Origin of the sequence: Mycobacterium sp. 050134 (assembly GCF_036409085.1) — a bacterium.
Lineage (GTDB): Bacteria > Actinomycetota > Actinomycetes > Mycobacteriales > Mycobacteriaceae > Mycobacterium.
This window is the reverse complement of the sequence record NZ_JAZGLV010000025.1, coordinates 40,627-59,144: the sequence shown is the minus strand read 5'-3', so window position 1 is coordinate 59,144 and position 18,518 is coordinate 40,627. Positions and strand designations below refer to the sequence as shown.

Below are 18,518 nucleotides of genomic sequence, written 5' to 3'. Positions count from 1 at the left end.
GAACTTGCAGCGACGTTCGGTAAGGCTTGGCTAATTCGTCGCTTCTTTAGGTACGAGACGGCGATCCCCGCGGTTCAACCGGATGGTCGGTGGAGGCGACAACGACTGTGTCCAGGCCCGCCGGGGATTGAACCGAGCGGGCCGACATAACCGGCTGGGGAGGCTTCTAGACCAGTAACAACCGCCGGATTGCCTTCACGCGGTCGCTGATCATGCGGACTCCGATGTTGGTGCCGGGAATGGCGTGGGCGATGTGGAACGCCCCGGCGTAGTGCTGCACATCGGTGGGCACGCCCGCCTGCATGAGGCGGTTCGCATAGGCGAGGCCTTCGTCTCTGGTCGGGTCGACCTGGTATGCGGTCACGAACGCCGGTGGGAGCCCGACCAGATCGCGAACCTCGGCGCGTGCCGGGGCGGCATAGATCGGAACATCGACACTTCCCGGTCGTGCGGTGCCCCGCAGGTAATGGCACCAGCCAAGGGAATAATCGACCGGCCGCCACATCGGCGTATCGACGAGTGTCTTCATAGACGGGGTGCCCAAGCGGTCGTCGATCAGCGGTGCGTCGAGGAACTGGGCCGCCACCCTCGGACCGCCGCGATCCCGAGCAAGCATCGTGAGCGCCGCCGCCAGGCCGCCGCCCGCACCCTCGCCCAGCACCCCCACACGCTCGGAATCCAATCCGAACTCCGTGCCGTTGCCGACGACCCAGCGCAGGACCGAGTAGCTGTCCTCGAGGCCCGCCGGGTAGGGATGCTCGGGCGCCAACCGGTAATCGATCGTCACGACGGACACGCCCGCCCATTCGACCAGCAGCCGCGCCGTGAAATCGGCCATCGCGAGCCCGCCCATGACGAACGCGCACCCGTGCAGGTAGAGCAACACGGGTGAGGGGGTGAAGTGCTCGCCCGACGTGTAGACGCGCGTGGATATCGGCGATTCGCCGTGGCGTCCGGGGACGGCGACGTCGCGGATGGTCAGCGGGATGGCGGCGTGGTACCTCGGCTGCGCGAACAACAGCTGCCCACTCTCCCGGGCTGCCGCCAGATCGGACAGATCCATCCTGGGCAGGGCGGCCGCCGCGGCGGCGAGCTCGGGGTCGAGGACATCATTCATCCGCGGCATTCCTCAACCGGCCGGCAACCATGGCGAAAAGACACCAGCGGCAGGAATCACGCACGGGCTCACTTTCCATTGGTCTGTCCGAGGGCCAGACGTGATTTTTCCCCACCGGGGCCGCCGGGTTTTGTGCGCGTGCGCACGGGCCTTCACCTTTTGCGCACCGGGTTGCGCGATGATGTTTCGCCGCAACCGTTTTGCATACCGAAAAGCACGAATTCGGCCGCCGGCCGTCGCGACGGGTCCATTCGGTTCATATTGCCGTACGGTCAGTGGGTGGTGGCCTTCTCGGCGCCTATGCCGGTAAGTGAGCGAACCTCCATCTCGGCGTTGAGTTCCGGGTCGCCGCGGTCGGGGGACGACAGCGTTCCGACGATGCCGAGTAGGAATGCCAATGGGATCGAGACAATTCCCGGGTTGGAAAGCGGAAACCAGGCGAAATCCGCGCCCGGAATCATCGAACTCTTGGAGCCGGACACGGCGGGGGAAAACACGATCAACACGAGGGTCGAGATCAGGCCGCCATACATGCTCCACAACGCGCCGCGGGTGTTGAACCGCGGCCAATAGAGCGAGTACAGGATCGTCGGCAGGTTGGCGGAGGCCGCGATCGCGAACGCGAGCGCCACCAGGAACGCGACGTTCTGGCCGTTGGCCAGGATGCCGAGCGCGATCCCGAATACGCCGAGCACGACGGCGGTGATGCGGGACACCCGGACTTGTTCGGTCTCGGTCACCTGATGACGCCTGATCAGGCTGGCATAGATGTCGTGCGCGAACGATGTCGACGCGGTGATCGTCAGGCCGGCAACCACGGCGAGGATCGTCGCGAACGCGACCGCGGAGATGACGCCGAGCAGGACGACCCCGCCGAGTTGGAACGCGAGTAGGGGCGCCGCCGAGTTTTGGCCTCCAGCGGCCTTCAGGATGCGGTCGGGACCGACCATGGCGGCGGCGCCATAGCCCAGGGCCAGCGTGAACAGATAGAAGGCGCCGATCAGACCGATCGCCCATACCACCGAGCGGCGAGCCTCTTTCGCGGTGGGCACGGTATAGAAGCGCATCAGGACGTGGGGCAGGCCCGCGGTGCCGAGCACCAGCGCGAGACCCAGCGACAGCAGGTTGATCTTCGAGGTCGTCGACCCGCCGTACTGCGCGCCCGGCGCCAGCACGTTGCGGTTGGCGACCCCTTTGGTCGTCGCGTGCGAGACCGCCGACTGCGCCGATCCCAGGATGTCGGAGAAGTTCATGCCGAACTTCGCGAGCACCATCGCCGTCATCGCCGCGGCGCCGAGGATCAACAACACCGCCTTGATGATCTGCACCCAGGTCGTGCCCTTCATGCCGCCGACGAGAACGTAGACGATCATCAGCACCCCGACGACCGCGATCACGATCGATTCGCCAAGGCGTCCCTTGACATTGAGCAGCAAGGCCACGAGGCCCCCGGCGCCGGCCATCTGGGCGAGCAGGTAGAACAGCGAGACGGTCATCGTCGAGACGGCGGCGACCAGCCGAACCGGGTGCTGCCTGAGCCGAAAGCTGAGCACGTCCGCCATCGTGAATTTGCCGGTGTTGCGGATCAATTCCGCCACCAGCAGCAGGGCCACCAGCCACGCGACGAGGAAACCGATGGAATACAGGAAGCCGTCGTAGCCGTAGACCGCGATCGCGCCGGCGATGCCGAGGAAGCTCGCGGCGGACAGGTAATCGCCCGCGATGGCGATGCCGTTCTGTGGTCCCGAGAAGGCACGGCCGGCGGTGAAGAATTCGGTCGCGGTGGCGTTGCGCCGGCTGGCCCGGATCACCACGTAGAGGGTGATCAGCACAAACACAGCGAAAATCGCAATGTTTGCAACAGGATTGCCGATCGTGTCGTGCGCGGCGGCGAGGCGCGTCACGATTCCCGACCTTCCAAATGCGTACGGATGGCAGCCGCCCGCGGGTCGAGTTCCCGGTCGGCGAACCGCACGTAGAGACCTGTGATGAGGAACGTGGTCAGGAATTGCCCCAAACCGATCAACAACCCGACATTGACGTTGCCGAAGACCTTGACGGCCATGAAGTCGTGCGCGAAGGCGCCTAGCAACACGTAAGCGGCGTACCAAGCCAGGAACAATGCCGTCATCGGGAAGACGAAACGCCGCAACCTGCGGCGCAATTCGGCGAACTCGGGGCTGGCGTGGATGCCCGCGAAATCCTCGCCGCCGAATACCGGGGCGTGTCCTGGTGGAAACTCGGTTGTGGCCAACGCAACTCCTGACATCGACGGTAAGCCGGGCTTTCCGCGATAGCCTACGAGTCGGGACGGCGAGACTCGGAGTCTTGTTTTCCGCTGCGGCCGTTATTTAACCCGGGCGTTGCCGCGCATGCACTCGGCGGCTACCCGGCCGACTCCGCGAATGCACTTAACGTGGTTAAGTCGCGCGGGCGGAGTCACGCGATCGCGCCCGACTCCTTCAGCTCGGGGATTCGGTCCCAGTCCATGCCGAGTTCCATTGGGACGAGTTCGGTGTGCTCCGAGGCCTGTGGCGCCCTGAACGTCCCCAGCGGCGCCCACTGTCCCATCATCGTCTTCAGATGCCGGCGCCAGTAGTCGAACGGCCTGGCCGCGAAGGCCTTCGCGATCAGTCCGGCGGCCGCGTCGGCGAAGTGTGGGTCGTCGGCGGCCTCGGGAATGTCGAGGTTGATGGTGCCGCCGTCGGAGGTCAGGTAGTTGCCCATGAACGGATCCACCGATGCGCCGGATCCCGGCATCGCATTGCGCAGGACCTCGCCCGCTCCATGCCCTGCGTCATTCTCGCGCCCGTCGCCTACCAGTGTCCTGAGTCATTGGTTCGGGTGCAGCCTTCGCTCCTGTTTCCGAGCGTGAGCCCTATGGAGGAAAAGTGTTGGTGGTTTGTACTTTTCCCCCACGTTCGACGTGTTCACAGCGGGATGCACGGCCGAACATGCTGGTACACCATTAACGACTCACGGCACCAGGCCGTGCTCAGTAGCGACACATCGACCTCGAGTAGCGTTGCCGAGCCGGCGCAAAATCGCTTCCGGAAGCCCTGTGAGTCCGATTCTGCGTCTGCCTGCGGGGGAAGATACTAAGGTGGTTACAGTATAAATTTCGGCCGGTCGGGCCGGCCCGCGGGCAAGGAGTGAGATGACTGGATCGGCCGACGCGCATCCGGTCGCACTGCCTCGGCCTGGGCGTTGGTCATGTCGAGGGTGATGCGCGGGCTGGGTGTCACCAGGGATGTGGCCCGCGAGGCGGGCCTGCGGGTGCCGCGCACGGTCGCCGGTCTCGGGCAGTCGACCGGCTGGGTTCCGCTCTCGCGGCGGGGCGTGCGGCAATTCGGTGAGGTCATGCTGGACGAGCTTGCCCTGAGTGGCTTTTCGATCCTCGGCGGCAACCCCGGGGCGCTGCGTCCGCTCGGCGGGTGCACGGCCGCGGCGGAAGAACTGGCGACCCTGGGCATCGACGGCGCGCACGCCGAGCCGCCGCCCCCGCTGCGGGTGACGTCACGGCGCGCCGCCGCCTATCGCGCGGCTGGTTAGGCCAGCGAGCGTGCGCAGATGTACGGCCATGACGGCGTGTCGCCGGACAAACACGCACGCTCGCGGATTAGGAGGCGAGGCGCTCAGGGCATGATGACGGTCCGGGCCACCGGCTCCGCGGCGGCCTGGCGGCTGGACAGGCCGCGCTGCAACGCGAAAAGCAGCGCGTCGCGGGTCTCGCGGGGATCGATGAGCTCGTCGCAGCCCATCTGCTCGGCCGATCGATACGACGCCTGCAGTTCGGCGTTGCGCAGCTTGGCCGAGAGATCCTCGTCGGCATGCGACGCGCGGCTCAACGCCCCAGCGCCCATGGCGCCCATGGTCGCGCCCGGATAGGCGAACGTCGCCACTTGCTGGTCGAAGCCGATGAGCGACATCACCATCGAGCCGAAACCGTAGGCCTTGCGCATCGTCAGGTGCAGCTTGAGCGTGGTGGCCGCGGTCTGCGCGGCGAACATCCGTGCGCCGCTGCGCAAGACGCCTGCGCGCTCAGATCGGCTGCCCGGCAGCATGCCGGGGTTGTCGGCGAGGAAGACGATCGGCAGGTGGAAGGAGTCGGCCACCATGATGAAGTGCGCCGCCTTGTCGGCGGCGTCCGCGTCGATGGACCCGGCCAGCACCTGCGGCTGGTTGGCGACGACCGCCACGGGATGGCCGCCGAGGTGTGCCAGCGCGCAGATGATCGCCCGGCCGAAGCGCGGCTGTACCTCGAACCAGTCGGGATCGTCGAACACCACGTCGAGCACCGACCGCATGTCATAGACGCGGCGATTGTCGCGCGAGACGATGTCGAGCAGCTCGGGCGTGGGACGCGGCCCGGTCGCCGCGGACGGCGGCAGTACCGGTGGGTAGGACCACGCGCTCGGCGGGAAATACGACAGGTAGCCGCGGATCATGGCGAGCGCCGCCGGATCGTCGTCGGCGACGTTGTGGATCACGCCGCTGGCCAAGGCCACATCCGGGCCGCCGAGCTCCTCCTTTGAAATATCTTCTCCCGTCGACTCTTTGACCACGGGCGGCCCGGCGGTGAAGATCGCGCCCTGGCGGCTCATGACGGTGAAGTCGCACACCGGCGCGACCAGTGCGCCATGCCCGGCCGAAGGGCCGAGCACCGCGGTCACCGTCGGCACCCGGCCGGAGCACCGGGCCTGGGCGAGTAGATCGGTCGGCGTCCGCCCGGAATGTACTCCAGTGGGGCGAAATCCGGCCCCTTCGAGCAGCATCACGAGCGGAATCCTGTCGCGCAGCGCCAGCTCTGCGATGCGGTAGCGCTTGGAGTTGCTGCCCGGCGCAATGGTCCCCGCCAGCGTGGTGAAGTCCTCGGCGCCCACCATCACGGCCACGCCGTTGATGCGACCCGCGCCCGTCACGATCGCATCGGCGGCCACGTCGCCGCCGACCAGCGTGCCGATCTCCCGGAACGAGCCCGGGTCGAGGAGTCGTTCCACCCGCGCGCGGGCGTCGAGCTTGCCCCGGGCGCGGTGCTTCTCCAGCCGCTCGGGCCCACCCATGGCCCTCGCGCGCTGACGGCGATCGTTGAGGTCGTCGAGTGTCTCCCGCCAATCAGGGGCTTTTGTCATGCTGATGTCGTACCTCATGCGGTGCGAACGCGCGGCCAGAAAGAGCAGGGTCACATACTGGGTTGCTTACTGTAAAGGTGCCCGCATGGGTAGCGCCCCCGCCTCGTGCCGGACGGGGGCATTCCCAATCGTTCGCCGTGGCCGGGCCCGGTCGACGCGGTCGCGGCCGGCCTGCGGGCGCGCTGCGAGGGCTCGGTCGACAGGGTGCTGCCGATCTTCATGACCGCGGCGCGGGCGTGCGTTGACGCCGCGTTGACGGACTTTCGCCGGTGAGCGCGGCGACGATCGACGAGGCCGCCAGGCTGCTGGCGGATCCCCTGGCCTACACCGACGAGCCAACGCCGCACGCGGCGTTGACGCAGCTGCGCGCCGCCGCCCCGGTGTCGTGGGTGGACGTGGCGAACTACCGCCCGCTCTGGGCGATCACCAGGCACGCCGATGTCATGGCCATCGAACGCGACAACGAGCTGCTCACCAATTGGCCGCGCCCGGTACTGACGACCGCCGACGGCGACGAGATGCAGGCCGCCGCGAGTGTGCGAACCCTGATTCACCTCGACGACCCCCAGCATCGGGTGCGTGCCATCGGCCCTGACTGGTTTCGGCCGAAGGCGATGCGGGCGTTGAAGGTTCGCATCGACGACCTGGCGAAGATCTATGTGGACAAGATGATGGCCGCGGGCCCGGAATGTGACTTCGTGCAGGAGGTCGCGGTCAATTATCCGCTGTACGTGATCATGTCGCTGCTGGGGCCGCCGGAGAACGACTTTCCGCGCATGCTCAAGCTGACCCAGGAGTTGTTCGGCAGTGACGACGCCGAATTCAGGCGCGGCAGTACAAATTCCGATCAGCTGCCTGCGCTGCTCGACATGTTTGCTTATTTCAACGGGGTGACCGCGGCCCGCCGCGAACATCCGACCGACCGCCTGGCGTCGGCGATCGCCAATGCCCGCATCGACGGCCGGCCGCTGTTGGATGTCGACACCGCGTCGTACTACCTCATCGTCGCCACCGCGGGACACGACACCACCTGTGCGACGATCTCCGGCGGGCTGCAGGCGCTGATCGAGAATCCCGACCAGCTCCGGCGGCTCCGCGATGACCCCGGGTTGATGCCGTTGGCTACCGAGGAGATGATCCGCTGGGTCACCCCGGTGAAGGAGTTCATGCGGACGGCCGCCTGTGACGCCGCCGTCGGGGGATCCCCCATCGCGGCAGGGGATTCCGTGCTGCTGTCCTACGCGTCGGCCAACCGGGACGAGGACGTGTTCGACGAGCCCTTCCGGTTCGACGTCGGGCGCGACCCGAACCGGCACCTGGCCTTCGGCCACGGCGTGCACTTCTGCATGGGTGCGGCGCTGGCGCGCATGGAGGTCAACAGCTTCTTCTCCGAGTTACTGCCCCGGCTCGACTCGATCGAACTGGCCGGGCATCCGCAACTCGTCGCCACCACCTTCGTCGGTGGGCTCAAACACCTGCCTGTCCGGTATTCACTCAAGTGAGCGATCCGCTTATTTCGTGGGCATTTTGGCCGAGCAAGAGAAGACCGAGAATTCGGCGTTGATCGCTACACTCCCCGGTGGAGCACTACGCAATGACGCATAGGACGATCGTTATCGCGGGTGCCAGTGACGGGATCGGCGCCGCGGCTGCCCGCCGGTTGAGCCGGAGCGGGGAGAACGTGGTGGTGGGCCGGTCCGAGGGCAAGACGAAAGCGGTCGCCGCGGAATTGGGTGCCGACTATTTCGTCGTCGACTTCGCCGATCTGACGCAGGTGCGGGCGGTGGCGGACAAAATCCGGTCGGAGTATCCGCGCATCGACGTTTTGGCCAACAACGCCGGCGGCATGTGTCGAGAAGTCGAGATCACCGCCGATGGCTACTGGGCCCGTGGTCTGTCGGCCGCGACGTTTCCCCCCGGCTACGTCAACTCGAACTTCGGTGACGCCTCCGGCTCGCGGATGCTGCTCTTCATGAAGAACTACGTACCGATAACTGCCCGCTTCACCTCGACCGCGGACGAGGGTGCCGACCAGCTTGTCTGGCTGGCCTCCACCACCCCCGGCGTCGATTGGGCGGCGGGGGAGTACTACTCCAAGGGCAGGGTCGGCAGGGCCAACCGCGCCGCCTACAACGCCGAGCTGGCCCGCGAACTGTGGGATCGAACCTCGGCGAGGCTGGGTTGACAACACTGGCCCAGGTGTCCATTGGCGGGTCTCCGGGGACCAAAGGCCCTAGGAAGCGCCCGGCGCATGCCTAGGCTCGAACGTGACACTGCCCCGCAGCATGATTCGAGAGACGTATCGCATGCACCGCAACATCCGCCCGGCCGATACCCTGCATCCGATGGTCTCCCTGGCGATCGACGAACGCGGCGGACGCACGTGTGTCAAGGCCGAGTTACGTTTGGGCGGAGCGCATTTGGCCGGGGTAGGCGTCGCCTACCGTCATCCCTCGGACTGCCTGACGCGCGAGACCGGCCAGGAGTTGGCGACCGCGCGGGCATTGTCGGACCTGGCCGAACAGGTCAGCGCGCTGCGTCGCGTCAGGGCCTGACAACACCCGGCCCGGCCACCGGGTCAAAGCGCCGAGCCCGGGTATTAGCATTGCAGCTCGTGCTAGGTGTTCATCATTCGGCGATCTGCACGAGCGACGTCGAACGCTCGCTGCGATTCTGGCGCGACGGCCTCGGCCTGAGCCAGTTGTTCGACCATCGCTCCAGCGGTGGCTGGCCGGAGCAATTCGGCGCGCAAACCGAATGGCTGAGGTCGATCTTCCTCGGCGACCCGGGCACGCCGGAGAGCGGAATCGTGGAGCTCGTGGAGTTGCCCGGCGCCGCCGAGGCGCGACCCGGGACCGATGGCCCGCGGCATGGATTCTTCCTGCTCGCACTGCAGCGGGACGTCGACGAGACGCTCTCGGCGCGCGAAACTTTGGGGTTCAACGACGGCGTCCGGCGCATCAGGGTCGCCGCTCCGGGCGGAAAGGCGGTCGCGATGGCGATCATCACCGCGCCTGACGGCGTGCCGGTCGAGCTGATCGGCTCCCCGCAATGACGGCATCGACCGCCTTGGTCACCGGCGGCGCGTCGGGAATCGGGCGTGAAGTCGTCGGTTTGCTTCGCGAGGCGGGGCACCACGTCGTGGTGTGGGATCTCGCCGATGCCGACATCCTCTGCGACATCAGCGATCCCGACGCGGTGGCGGCGGCCATGGAACAAACGGTGCGCGAGCACGGGGTGCCCGCCCGGGTGGTGGCCTCCGCCGCCATCGGCTCGTCGGGCCCGTCGGGTCTGTTGCTGAAGCAATCGCCCGCCGACTGGGAGCGGGTGCTGTCGATCAACCTCACCGGCACCTGGCTTACGCTGCGCGCCGCCGCGCAGGCCATGGTCGACGCCGAGGTGCAGGGCTCGATCGTCGCGGTGTCCAGCATCAGCGGCACCGTGGCCGACCGCGATATGGGCGCGTACTGCGTATCCAAGGCCGGCGTCGACATGCTGGTCAAGGTCGCGGCCGCGGAGTGGGGAACCTACGGCATCCGGGTCAACGCGGTCGGTCCCGGCGTGACGCGGACCCCGATGCTGCCCAATCCGGACGCGTGGCCAGGGTGGGTCGACGGCCTGTCCAGGCGAACGGCGCTCGGTCGACTGGGGGAGGCCGTCGACGTGGCCGGCGCCATCGTGGGTGTCCTCGAACTACCGTGGGTGACTGGACAGTTAGTGCACGCCGACGGCGGGCTCTCGCTGCACAGCCCGATCGACGCGTACGGTCAGCTGGAACGGCTTATGCGGCTCAAGCGGCTGCGGGAGCTCAAGAGCCAGCGGGAGGCGGCGAAAGAGGATTAGCCGCCGAAATCGATTATTCCCCTGACGATTTCACCGTTCAGTAAGTTCGTGTAGGCCTCGTTGACCGTCGCGGAGCTGTGGGTCGCGCCAAACTGCGGCGCCGACTTCTGTTTGAATTCAACCGGATCGACCGCGACGATGTGTGCGGCCCCGTTGATCCGTGCCCCCTGGATCGCGCCGGTCCCGATGCCGCCCACGCCGAGGACGACGACGGTGTCGCCGCCGCGCACGCCGGCACGATTGACCGCCGAACCATAACCGGTCGGGATCGCGCACGACAGCAACGCGCTTGGCGCGAGCGGCAGGTGGGGTCGATCTTCACGAGCGAATTTGTGGACACCACAGTGTGTTCCGCGAACGCGCCGATCTTGGCGATATGCCCCAGATCCCGGCCGTCGGCCGTGTGGTGCCGGGAGGTGCCGTCGGTGGGCATGCCCGGGACCATGGTGCCGATACCGACGTCGCACAGGTATTCCATGCCGGTCGCGCACCAGCGGCACTGTCCGCAGACGGCGACGAACGACATCACCACGTGGTCACCCACGGCGAAACCGGTACGCCGGGACCGATTTCACGCACGACGCCCGACCCCTCGTGGCCGCCGATGGTGGGAGACATGGTCGGCAGCCCCAGCCTTCGCATCACGTCGTTCGGCGCCGCCATGTCTCCCTTGAGGATGTGGTCGTCGGAATGGCACAGTCCGGCGGCCGCCATCTCGACCATAACCTCGCCCGCGCGGGGCGCGTCGAGTTCGTACTCCTCGACCGACCACGAGCCGCCGACGTCATGCAGGATCGCGGCGCGACTTCTCATCGGGCGGGGGAGAAGGTGACCGGGAGCTTGTTGGGCGAGCGGAAGGTGAGCCCGACGATCCGGGACTCCTCGCCCGTGCCATCGTCGGGCAGGTAGGCGAGGTCCTGGAGCCGGTCGAACAGGCTGTTGAGCATGACGCGGGTTTCCAGCCGGGCCAGGTGCATGCCGAGACACATGTGGATGCCGCTCGCGAACGCGGTATGGGCGTGCCGCGGCCGAGTGATGTCGAACGCGTTGGGATCGGGCCAGCGGCTTTCGTCGCGGTTCGCCGAGCCCATGCACAGGTCGATCTGCGCGTCCGCCGGGATCGTCTTGCCCCCTATCTCGACTTCCTCGGTGGTGGTCCGCATGACCATGGTCAGCGGGGTTTCCACCCGCAGCCCCTCCTCGATGGCGGCGGGTATCAGTGACCGGTCCCGGGAGACCATCGCCAGCTGCTCGGGGTGGGTGAGCAACAGGTAGAGCAGGTTGCCCGACGAGCGATACGTGGTCTCCAATCCAGCCGGGAGCAGGAGGCGCAGGAACGCGATGATGGCCTCGTCGCTGAGCTTCTCGCCGTCGATCTCGGCGGCGACCAGGTCGCCGATGATGTCATCGGTGCGTTTGCGGCGCCGCTGCTCAACCTGGTCGAGAAAGTAGCCGTGCAGCTCGGCCGCGGCGTTGAGCCCCGCCATGATGTCGGTCGGGATCGAGATCAGATCGAGGGACAACCGCCGGAACAGGTCCAGGTCCTCGGGCGGCAGTCCGAGCAGCACCGAGATGATCCGCGTCGGGAACTCGAAGGTCAGCGCCTTCACCAGATCGGCCTGACCGTCCTTTTTGATCTCGTCGATCAACTGGTCGCAGACCGGACCGACGACCGAGGGCTCCCAGCGTTCCAGCGCAGTGGCGCGGAAGGCCTTGGCGACCAGGCCGCGGTGGTCGTGGTGCTCCCGGCCGCCCATCGCCAGAATCGTGTGCCCCATGACCAGTCCGATGGTCTTGTCGTAGGCGGCGGACGTGAAGACCCGGTCGTCCCGGAAGGCCTGGAACACCCCGTCGTACCCGAACAGCACCCATTCGTCGTTCGGCCGCAGCTCCTCCGGCATCTGCGCGTTGTCCGTGAGCGACCCGTGCCAGACGGGGTCGGTCCGCCGCATATACTCGAAGAACGGGTAAGGGCTGGTTTCACCGGTGAGATCGAGGGCGACGGGCTGGCCGTCCTGGTCGGTGCTGAGCGTCATCTGCGCTCCTTCTGAGCAGCCGCAGGGCAAGTGGGTACCGTCTGGATTGTCGCTATCATAGTATAGATAGCAACGAAGCTTAGCGGCTTGTGGTGGTTACCGTAATGGGCACAGGATTGGAGCCAAGCGTCGAATGCGGTGATTCTCAGGTACCCCACCACAAGCTGCGCTCCACCCCCGACGTCGAGCAGCAGTGGTACCAGGCCCCCGGTGGGAACGACTGGCTGCTCGACCACTGGCTGGAGCCGGACACGAACAACCGGTTCCGGGGCGGCCCGCCGTGAGCCGCGCATGGGGTCATTATCTCGGCGACGCGAGCGCGACCGGCCAGCACGTTCCGGCCCACCGCGCGAACCTGGAGGGCCTGGCGCCCACGTTCATCAGCTGCTCGGAGATCGACCCGTGCCGCGACGAGGCGATCGACTACGCCATTCGGCTGCTGCACGCCTACGTCCACACCGAGTTGCACGTGATCGCAGCGACATTCAACGGCTTCGATGCCCTGGTCCCCGAATGGGTTGTTGCGCAGGAGAACCGCGCCTTGCATGCGCCGACGCTTCGGCGGGTTTTCGCGATGTAGGGTGCGCCGTTAGACGGGGTTGAACTTCGTGATCAACCACTTGCCGTCGACGCGCGCCATGTGCACCAGCACGCTACTCAGCGCCACCGCGGGCTGGGGGCTGTCCTTGGTGGTGGTCGACTGGTCGACGAAGATCAGCACGACGGCGGAGTCGGGTTGCAGCTCCGTCACCGCGGCCCCCGTCACCTTTGCCGTGGTCTTCAGCGACCTTTGTTTGGCGGCGGGCGCGACGATTTGCTGCGTGAAGTCGTTGTAGTAGTTCAGAAACTCGCCGGCGAGGTGCGACTTGGCGTTGGCGAAGTCCTGGTCGAGTGTGTCCGACGAGTAGGACAGCAGCGCGGTCGTGCCGTCGGATGCGGAACTGGCCACCGCCCGCTTGACGTCGGGGTCGGTCTGCTGGTCGGGGCGGTACTGCTTGAAATAGAGCCACGTGGCCACCCCGCCCGACGTCAGGAACAGCACGGCGACCAGCACGTAGAGAGCCGTCCGCACCCCCGGCGGCACGCGCCGGCGCCTGCGCGGCGCGGGAGGTTCGTCCACCGCCTCGTCGTCCGGTGTCACCGGCTCGGCGGATCCGCCTGTGGCGGGGGCGATTTCGTCGGGATCGGCAGCGGTGTCGCGTACATCGTTGGTCACGGTACGTACTCAACTTTCGACATCTTGTAGCGTCCGCCGTCGTCGGCAACGGTCACCCTGAGCCGCCAGATCTTGGGCGGTTCGTCTTTTCCGGGTGGGGAATTGGTGACCCGGGAGGTAGCCGACACGAGAACCACCGCGGAATTGTCCTCCACGCGCTCCACCGCGGCGGCGTTCACCGTGCCTTCGGTGATCGCCTTGGATTGCTCGACCACGTTGATGAAGTCGTTGGCCCGCTGCTGGAAGTCGACCTTGAATTGGCCCGTGGAGCTGTCGATCACGCGCTGGACGTCGGCCTTGGCCCGGGTGAAGTCGAGCGAGATCATGTTGACGACGCCCTGTTTTGCGCCGGCGACAAACGCCGCATCGCGCTGGTTGCGCTGATTGGCATCGCGATGTTGCAGCACCATGTGGGCGCTCGCCGCGGCGAAGGCGGCGGTGAGGATGAGCGCGGCGGTGACGGCGGCCGCCGGTAGCGATGGCACCCAGCGCCGCCACCCCGTTCGCTTGGCCGCCCGTTTGGGCGGGGTGTCGTCGAGGTATTCCTCGTCGGCAGTCTCTTCGTACTCCTCGCCGTAGGCGTCGTCCTCATCGGCGTATTCCTCGTTGGCGGTCTCGTCGTAGTCGTCGGTGGCCTCCGCGTCGGCGGCCGCCAGGGCCGCGTCGGCGTAGTCCTCGGCGCCCTCCGCCAGGGCCAGCGCCTCGCGCCGGAGGCGGGCGGCCCGGGCGCGGGCGCGGGCAGCGGCCGCCAGCGCCTCCGCCTCCGCGGCCTCCGCCTCGGCCTCGGCGATCAACGCCAGGGCGTCGGCCTTCGAGGTGACCGTCTCCTCCGGGTGGTCGTCTGCCTCAGCCATCGCGATCACCGCTCGTCAGGATCATTATCGACTGCACTCCGGTATCTCTTACCGTATCGCTCGTTGCTAACATCGAAGCCGTCAGCGAACTGCGACGACCAGGACCGATCAGGCGGATGATCACCCACCCCACCCTTCTCCCTTGCGTCTTCCGCGGCGGCGATCGACGGCCGAAAACGATCCCGCCGGCATCATGACCGCTGTCGACTCTCCCGAAAAGATACTCTTCACCTCCACCACCCAAGCCTTTCTCCACAAAGAAGCGCCGGTGCGCCGTGTCCGGGAACTGCATGCCGCCGGCCAGTCGTTCGACCGGGCCTGGTGGCGGCGCGCCGCGGAGTTGGGCTGGACGGGCCTGCTGGTACCGGAGGAATTGGGCGGCGGCAGCGTCTCGGAGAGTACGCCCGGGTGGATTTCGACGGTGTCCTCGTCGAGCCATCCGCACAGGTCGGTCACCCCGGGAAGTCCGCCGCGCTGATCGACAGGCAGAGCCAGATCGCCCAGGTGCTGCAGTGCGCCGAGGTGGTCGGCATCCTGCAGACGGTGTTCGACTTCACCGTCGGGTGGGCCACCGACCGGCACAGCTTCGGTCGCCCGCTGGCGTCCTACCAGGCGCTCAAGCACCGGTTCGCCGACATGAAGCTTTGGCTGGAGGCGTGCCGCGCGGCCACGGCCGCCGCCGTGGCCGACGTCGCCGCCCGGTCACCGGGCGCCGGCGTCAGTGCCAGCGTCGCCAAGTCCTATGTTGGGAGCTGGCCGGCCGGATCGTCCAGGACTGCGTGCAGATGCACGGGGGGATCGGCGTCACCTGGGAGCACGACCTGCACCTGTACCTGCGCCGGGTTACGTTGTATCGCTCGACTTTCGGCACGCCGGAGGAACATAACCTGCGCGTCTACGAGGCCGAGAAGGCCGCCCGGTCGACGGGGGTGAACGGATGACGCGCGGCGAATCCGTCGCCGAGTTCGCCGCCAGGGCCCGAGCGTGGTTGGCGGACAACCGGCCTGTCATCGACCCGGAGTCGCCGCCGCCCGCTCCGCGCGACGACGAGCGATCCTGGCAACGAGCGCGCGAGTTGCAAAAGCGGCTCTATGAAGGGGGATTCGCCGGCATCTGCTTTCCGGCCGAGTACGGGGGGCTGGGTCTGGACTACGAGTATCAGCAGGCTTTCGACGCCGAGACCCGCAATTACGATGTGCCGCTGATTCTCAACACCCCGACGTTCACGATCTGCTGCGCCACGCTGCTCGACACCGGGACCGATGAGCAGAAGAGACGGCACATCGGCGCCGCCTTGCGCGGTGACGAGGTGTTGGTGCAACTCCTGAGCGAACCCGGCGGCGGATCGGACCTCGCCGGAGTCATCACGCGGGCCGAACGCCGCGGCGACCTGTGGGTGATCAACGGCGCCAAGACGTGGAGCACCAGCGCATTCGCGGCCGACTACGGGCTGTGCCTGGCCCGCACCGACTGGGGCGTGCCCAAGCACCAGGGCCTCACTATGTTCCTGGTGCCCATCGACCACCCCGGAATCACGTTGCGGCGAATCACCATGCTCAGCGGCTCGACCGAGTTATGCGAGGAGTTCCTCGACGAGGTCGACATCGGTGACGGTGCGGTGGTCGGCGACGTCAACGGCGGCTGGGCGGTGGCATCACGGCAGCTCTATCACGAGCGGCGCGTGGAGGGCAGGGGTCGGAGTTCGCCAGCGGCAGCGGCAGCGAGGGCGGCAACGCGATTCCCGTCGACTTCGTTGCCCTCGCCGAGAAGACCGGCCAGGGCAGCAGCGAACGCGTCCGCGAGATGGCCGGCCGCGCCCTGGTCAACCGCGCCGTGGCCGAGCGACTGATCGGCCACGTCTACCGAAGCGTCCGGGATGGCGCGTTGCCGCCGGAACGCTGATCCGGTTGTTTCATTCCGAGACCGTGACCCTCGACGTCGACACCGCGCTGGCGATCGCCGGAAGTGCCGGCGTGGTGGGCGAACCCGGCGAAGGCCTGCAAACCGGGCTGCGCTACCTGTCCCGGCAGACCGTCGCCATCGGCGGCGGCACCACCGAGATGGCCCGCAATGTCATCGGTGAACGGTTGCCGGGTTTCCCGCGGGAACACGCCCCCGATCGCGGGGTGCTCTTCAGCCAGGTGCGGCACGGTCAAACCAGCTGACCGCTGTCCGATTCCCCTTCCTCCTGGGCGAGCACGCCTTCGGCTTTGCCGCTGGAGACGGGGAGCTGGACCAGGGACAGAACGTGATGTGCGGGGCTGCCCGGCGGGGCGACCAGCACGCACTCGGAACCTTGCCGGCGTGCCCGGTGACGGGCGGCGGTCAGCGCGCTGACGCCGGCCGATCCGAGGTGGGTGACGCCACTCAGGTCGATGGTCAAAGGTGCAATGCCGGCACGGCTTTCGACGGCGATCTGCCGGTCCAGGGTCGGTGCGGAGACGGAGTCGACATCGCCGCTGACGACGATGCGGCCCTCCGAGATCACCGAGGCGAACTCGTTGCTCGCCGACCGCGCCGACGTGGGCCGGCCGACCAGCGCATCGGTGACGAAGTTGGCCGGCCTCGAGAGGCGGTGCGTCACGCTGGCCGTCGTTCCGCCGGCGCAATTGGTGATCTGCGCCTGAGACACCAAGGCTTCCGCCATGGCAAGCCCACGCCCGCGTCCCTTATCGCCCTCTCGGTAATCCTTCCACCGCCCGTGGTCTATCACCGTGGCGCGCAGGTTGCCGTCCCCGGTGAGGGATGCCTCAACGAGGATCCGGCCCGAATCCTCACCGGCGTAACCGTGTTCGACCGCGTTTTCGACGAACTCGGAGATGGCGTGCACGATGTCGCAGATGTCGTCATCGTCGGCGCCGACATCGCACAGCCATTCGCGAAGGCCCGCGCGGACGATGCGTGCCGCCCGGATCGTGGCGTCCAGCGCCATGGCGAACGGGTCGGGCGGGGTGCGGCGTTGCGCCGCAAGGAGGGTCACATCGTCGCTGTAGCCCGTCGAGCGCAGCAGCAATTCCAGCGTCTCCGAGCAGAGGCGGTCGACGGCTCGCACGGGGGAGTCGATGACAAACCCCTGACCCGAGGCGACATTGGCGGCCAGATCGGCGAATTCGGCGGTGCTGGCGACCAGAGGGCGGCCGGGGCGCTCGATCAGCCCGTCGGTGTAGAGCAGGACCGAGTCGCCCACCCCGAGAACTTCGGTGCGCAAAGGAAAACCGGTGTCGTTGCCCAGCGGACCCGCGCCCGACGGTTCGGCGTAGCGTGCGTTCCCGTCGGCGCCCACCAGCAGGGGCGGGGGGTGTCCGGCTGTACAGTATTGGAATTCGCCCGTGGTCGCGTCGAGCGAACCGACGCACAACGTGGCCGAGTTCGCGCCGGGGACGTGGTGGTGGAAATGGTCGACCGCCTCGAGGGCTTCTCCGATCGACCGGCCCGAGAGGATCTGCATCCTCAGCGCGGTGCGCAGTTGTGACATGGCGGCGGCGGCTTGGACCCCGTGCCCGACGACGTCGCCCACGATGAGAACCAATCGGTCGTCGATGGCGATCGCATCGAACCAGTCGCCTCCGGCCGCGGTGTCCTCCGCGGCGACGAGGTACTCCGCGGCGACGTCGGCGCCCGGAACGACGGGCACGGACGGCGCCAGGAGGGCCTGTTGCATGACGATGGCCGAATCCCGGACGTTGCGGTACCGCTCGGACAGTTCCGACATGCGGGATTCGGCGGCCTGCCGGTCCCGTACCCGCTCGGTGACGTCGATGAACGCGAGCTGCACACCCTCGATCGAGCCGTCGTCGCCGCGTCGTGGCGTCACGATGAAGTCGAAGAAATGCTCCTGTGCGGTGCCCGAGCCCTCGAAGTCGGCCTGCACGCGCCACTCTGTCCCGGACTGTGGTTCGCCGGTTTGGTACACGCGGTCGAACATCTGCAGAATCAGCTGGCTCTCCAGCTCGGGGTAGACCTCCCGGACGCAGAGCCCGATGGGGTCGATCGGGGGGCTCAGAGTGCGGTTCGCGGCGTTGACCGCGATGAATCGGTGGTCGGGCCCCTCGAGGCCGACCAACAAGGCCGGGACGCTGTCGAAGACGCGCCGCACGTCGTCGGCGGCGCCAACGGCCTTGTCCCAATCCTTTTCGGCCACCATCCGGCGGTACCTCCTACCGATCCATTTCGGCGGGCCGACTCAATGTCAGGTCGATCGCAGATCTGCGCACGTCGAGGCTCAGATTATCAATGCGCGCCCGATGCTCGACGCATCAGCCGCCGCGTCGGCAATTTTTCCTCCGCTGCCACGCCGCCACCGGCGTCCGGGCACGCATG

Annotated in this window: 15 protein-coding genes and 7 pseudogenes; 12 read left to right on the top strand and 10 right to left on the bottom strand. The window is 67.3% G+C overall.

Annotation, left to right across the window (positions count from 1 at the left end; translation table 11 throughout):
- Positions 1-166 precede the first annotated feature (166 nt).
- The 4 genes and pseudogenes from SKC42_RS23585 to SKC42_RS23570 form a co-directional block, all read right to left on the bottom strand.
- Positions 167-1,117 (bottom strand): alpha/beta hydrolase, encoded by a 951-nt coding sequence (locus SKC42_RS23585; protein ID WP_330966654.1) that lies wholly within the window; start codon positions 1,115-1,117, stop codon positions 167-169.
- Between the two features lie 272 nt (positions 1,118-1,389).
- Positions 1,390-3,021, bottom strand: coding sequence for a solute symporter family protein (locus SKC42_RS23580; RefSeq protein WP_330966653.1), 1,632 nt, complete (start codon positions 3,019-3,021; stop codon positions 1,390-1,392).
- The gene (locus SKC42_RS23575) at positions 3,018-3,386 is read right to left on the bottom strand and encodes a DUF485 domain-containing protein (protein WP_442932234.1); all 369 of its coding nucleotides are present in this window, start codon (positions 3,384-3,386) and stop codon (positions 3,018-3,020) included. Before SKC42_RS23575 ends, SKC42_RS23580 begins: the two co-directional genes overlap by 4 nt.
- A gap of 170 nt (positions 3,387-3,556) precedes the next feature.
- Positions 3,557-3,933, bottom strand: a pseudogene (locus SKC42_RS23570) (CoA transferase); the annotation flags it as partial.
- Between the two features lie 397 nt (positions 3,934-4,330).
- On the opposite strand from SKC42_RS23570, the pseudogene SKC42_RS23565 reads away from it, so the two are divergent.
- A pseudogene (locus tag SKC42_RS23565) lies at positions 4,331-4,642 on the top strand (alpha/beta hydrolase); the annotation flags it as partial.
- A gap of 110 nt (positions 4,643-4,752) precedes the next feature.
- Here the strand turns inward: SKC42_RS23565 and SKC42_RS23560 are convergent.
- Positions 4,753-6,249: an acyl-CoA carboxylase subunit beta gene (locus SKC42_RS23560; protein WP_330966652.1), complete on the bottom strand. Its 1,497-nt coding sequence runs from the start codon at positions 6,247-6,249 to the stop codon at positions 4,753-4,755.
- A 144-nt stretch (positions 6,250-6,393) separates the two neighbouring features.
- Between SKC42_RS23560 and SKC42_RS23555 the strand changes: the two are divergent.
- The 6 genes and pseudogenes from SKC42_RS23555 to SKC42_RS23530 all read left to right on the top strand — a co-directional run.
- Positions 6,394-6,522, top strand: a pseudogene (locus SKC42_RS23555) (LLM class F420-dependent oxidoreductase); the annotation flags it as partial.
- 11 nt (positions 6,523-6,533) lie between these two features.
- Entirely contained in the window at positions 6,534-7,751 is a 1,218-nt protein-coding gene (locus tag SKC42_RS23550) for a cytochrome P450 (protein ID WP_330966676.1), read from the top strand.
- 92 nt (positions 7,752-7,843) lie between these two features.
- Positions 7,844-8,434 (top strand): SDR family NAD(P)-dependent oxidoreductase, encoded by a 591-nt coding sequence (locus tag SKC42_RS23545; protein ID WP_330966651.1) that lies wholly within the window; start codon positions 7,844-7,846, stop codon positions 8,432-8,434.
- Between the two features lie 82 nt (positions 8,435-8,516).
- A complete protein-coding gene (locus SKC42_RS23540; protein WP_330966650.1) occupies positions 8,517-8,804 on the top strand; it encodes a dsRBD fold-containing protein in 288 nt (95 codons plus the stop codon).
- Positions 8,805-8,863: 59 nt separating this feature from the next.
- The gene (locus SKC42_RS23535; protein WP_330966649.1) at positions 8,864-9,304 is read left to right on the top strand and encodes a VOC family protein; all 441 of its coding nucleotides are present in this window, start codon (positions 8,864-8,866) and stop codon (positions 9,302-9,304) included.
- Positions 9,301-10,092: an SDR family NAD(P)-dependent oxidoreductase gene (locus SKC42_RS23530; RefSeq protein WP_330966648.1), complete on the top strand. Its 792-nt coding sequence runs from the start codon at positions 9,301-9,303 to the stop codon at positions 10,090-10,092. The genes SKC42_RS23535 and SKC42_RS23530 overlap by 4 nt, the downstream gene beginning before the upstream one ends.
- A gap of 53 nt (positions 10,093-10,145) precedes the next feature.
- Here the strand turns inward: SKC42_RS23530 and SKC42_RS23525 are convergent.
- Both SKC42_RS23525 and SKC42_RS23520 read right to left on the bottom strand, forming a co-directional pair.
- Positions 10,146-10,905 (bottom strand): annotated as a pseudogene (locus SKC42_RS23525) (alcohol dehydrogenase catalytic domain-containing protein); the annotation flags it as partial.
- Complete coding sequence (locus SKC42_RS23520; protein WP_330966647.1) at positions 10,902-12,128, bottom strand: cytochrome P450; 1,227 nt, start codon at positions 12,126-12,128, stop codon at positions 10,902-10,904. The pseudogene SKC42_RS23525 and the gene SKC42_RS23520, both read right to left, overlap by 4 nt.
- A gap of 104 nt (positions 12,129-12,232) precedes the next feature.
- Here SKC42_RS23520 and SKC42_RS23515 point away from each other — a divergent pair, with 104 nt between their 5' ends.
- Together SKC42_RS23515 and SKC42_RS23510 are read left to right on the top strand one after the other, a co-directional pair.
- Positions 12,233-12,412 (top strand): hypothetical protein, encoded by a 180-nt coding sequence (locus SKC42_RS23515; RefSeq protein ID WP_330966680.1) that lies wholly within the window; start codon positions 12,233-12,235, stop codon positions 12,410-12,412.
- A pseudogene (locus SKC42_RS23510) lies at positions 12,394-12,708 on the top strand (alpha/beta hydrolase fold domain-containing protein); the annotation flags it as partial. The gene SKC42_RS23515 and the pseudogene SKC42_RS23510, both read left to right, overlap by 19 nt.
- Before the next feature lie 9 nt (positions 12,709-12,717).
- Here the strand turns inward: SKC42_RS23510 and SKC42_RS23505 are convergent.
- On the bottom strand, positions 12,718-13,302 hold the full coding sequence (locus SKC42_RS23505; protein WP_442932235.1) for a hypothetical protein: 585 nt from the start codon (positions 13,300-13,302) through the stop codon (positions 12,718-12,720).
- Positions 13,303-13,340: 38 nt separating this feature from the next.
- Positions 13,341-14,198: a hypothetical protein gene (locus tag SKC42_RS23500; RefSeq protein ID WP_330966646.1), complete on the bottom strand. Its 858-nt coding sequence runs from the start codon at positions 14,196-14,198 to the stop codon at positions 13,341-13,343.
- Between the two features lie 193 nt (positions 14,199-14,391).
- On the opposite strand from SKC42_RS23500, the gene SKC42_RS27860 reads away from it, so the two are divergent.
- The 3 genes and pseudogenes from SKC42_RS27860 to SKC42_RS23490 all read left to right on the top strand — a co-directional run bounded on the left by SKC42_RS27860 (position 14,392) and on the right by SKC42_RS23490 (position 16,363).
- Positions 14,392-14,676 (top strand): acyl-CoA dehydrogenase family protein, encoded by a 285-nt coding sequence (locus tag SKC42_RS27860; protein WP_442932233.1) that lies wholly within the window; start codon positions 14,392-14,394, stop codon positions 14,674-14,676.
- Positions 14,607-15,139, top strand: a pseudogene (locus SKC42_RS23495) (acyl-CoA dehydrogenase family protein). Before SKC42_RS27860 ends, SKC42_RS23495 begins: the two are co-directional and overlap by 70 nt.
- Positions 15,136-16,363: pseudogene (locus tag SKC42_RS23490) on the top strand (acyl-CoA dehydrogenase family protein). The pseudogenes SKC42_RS23495 and SKC42_RS23490 overlap by 4 nt, the downstream one beginning before the upstream one ends.
- Here the strand turns inward: SKC42_RS23490 and SKC42_RS23485 are convergent.
- The gene (locus SKC42_RS23485; protein WP_330966645.1) at positions 16,351-18,342 is read right to left on the bottom strand and encodes a SpoIIE family protein phosphatase; all 1,992 of its coding nucleotides are present in this window, start codon (positions 18,340-18,342) and stop codon (positions 16,351-16,353) included. The pseudogene SKC42_RS23490 and the gene SKC42_RS23485 sit on opposite strands and share 13 nt — an antisense overlap.
- Between the last annotated feature and the right edge of the window lie 176 nt (positions 18,343-18,518).

What these genes read in the sequence shown, in the direction of transcription:
- SKC42_RS23585 (WP_330966654.1), bottom strand. Translation starts at nt 1,117, where the DNA reads ATGAATGATGTCCTCGACCCCGAGCTCGCCGCCGCGGCGGCCGCCCTG.
- SKC42_RS23575 (WP_442932234.1), bottom strand. Translation starts at nt 3,386, where the DNA reads ATGTCAGGAGTTGCGTTGGCCACAACCGAGTTTCCACCAGGACACGCC.
- SKC42_RS23560 (WP_330966652.1), bottom strand. Translation starts at nt 6,249, where the DNA reads ATGACAAAAGCCCCTGATTGGCGGGAGACACTCGACGACCTCAACGAT.
- SKC42_RS23545 (WP_330966651.1), top strand. Translation starts at nt 7,844, where the DNA reads ATGACGCATAGGACGATCGTTATCGCGGGTGCCAGTGACGGGATCGGC.
- SKC42_RS23530 (WP_330966648.1), top strand. Translation starts at nt 9,301, where the DNA reads ATGACGGCATCGACCGCCTTGGTCACCGGCGGCGCGTCGGGAATCGGG.
- SKC42_RS23520 (WP_330966647.1), bottom strand. Translation starts at nt 12,128, where the DNA reads ATGACGCTCAGCACCGACCAGGACGGCCAGCCCGTCGCCCTCGATCTC.
- SKC42_RS23515 (WP_330966680.1), top strand. Translation starts at nt 12,233, where the DNA reads ATGGGCACAGGATTGGAGCCAAGCGTCGAATGCGGTGATTCTCAGGTA.
- SKC42_RS23500 (WP_330966646.1), bottom strand. Translation starts at nt 14,198, where the DNA reads ATGGCTGAGGCAGACGACCACCCGGAGGAGACGGTCACCTCGAAGGCC.
- SKC42_RS27860 (WP_442932233.1), top strand. Translation starts at nt 14,392, where the DNA reads ATGACCGCTGTCGACTCTCCCGAAAAGATACTCTTCACCTCCACCACC.
- SKC42_RS23485 (WP_330966645.1), bottom strand. Translation starts at nt 18,342, where the DNA reads ATGGTGGCCGAAAAGGATTGGGACAAGGCCGTTGGCGCCGCCGACGAC.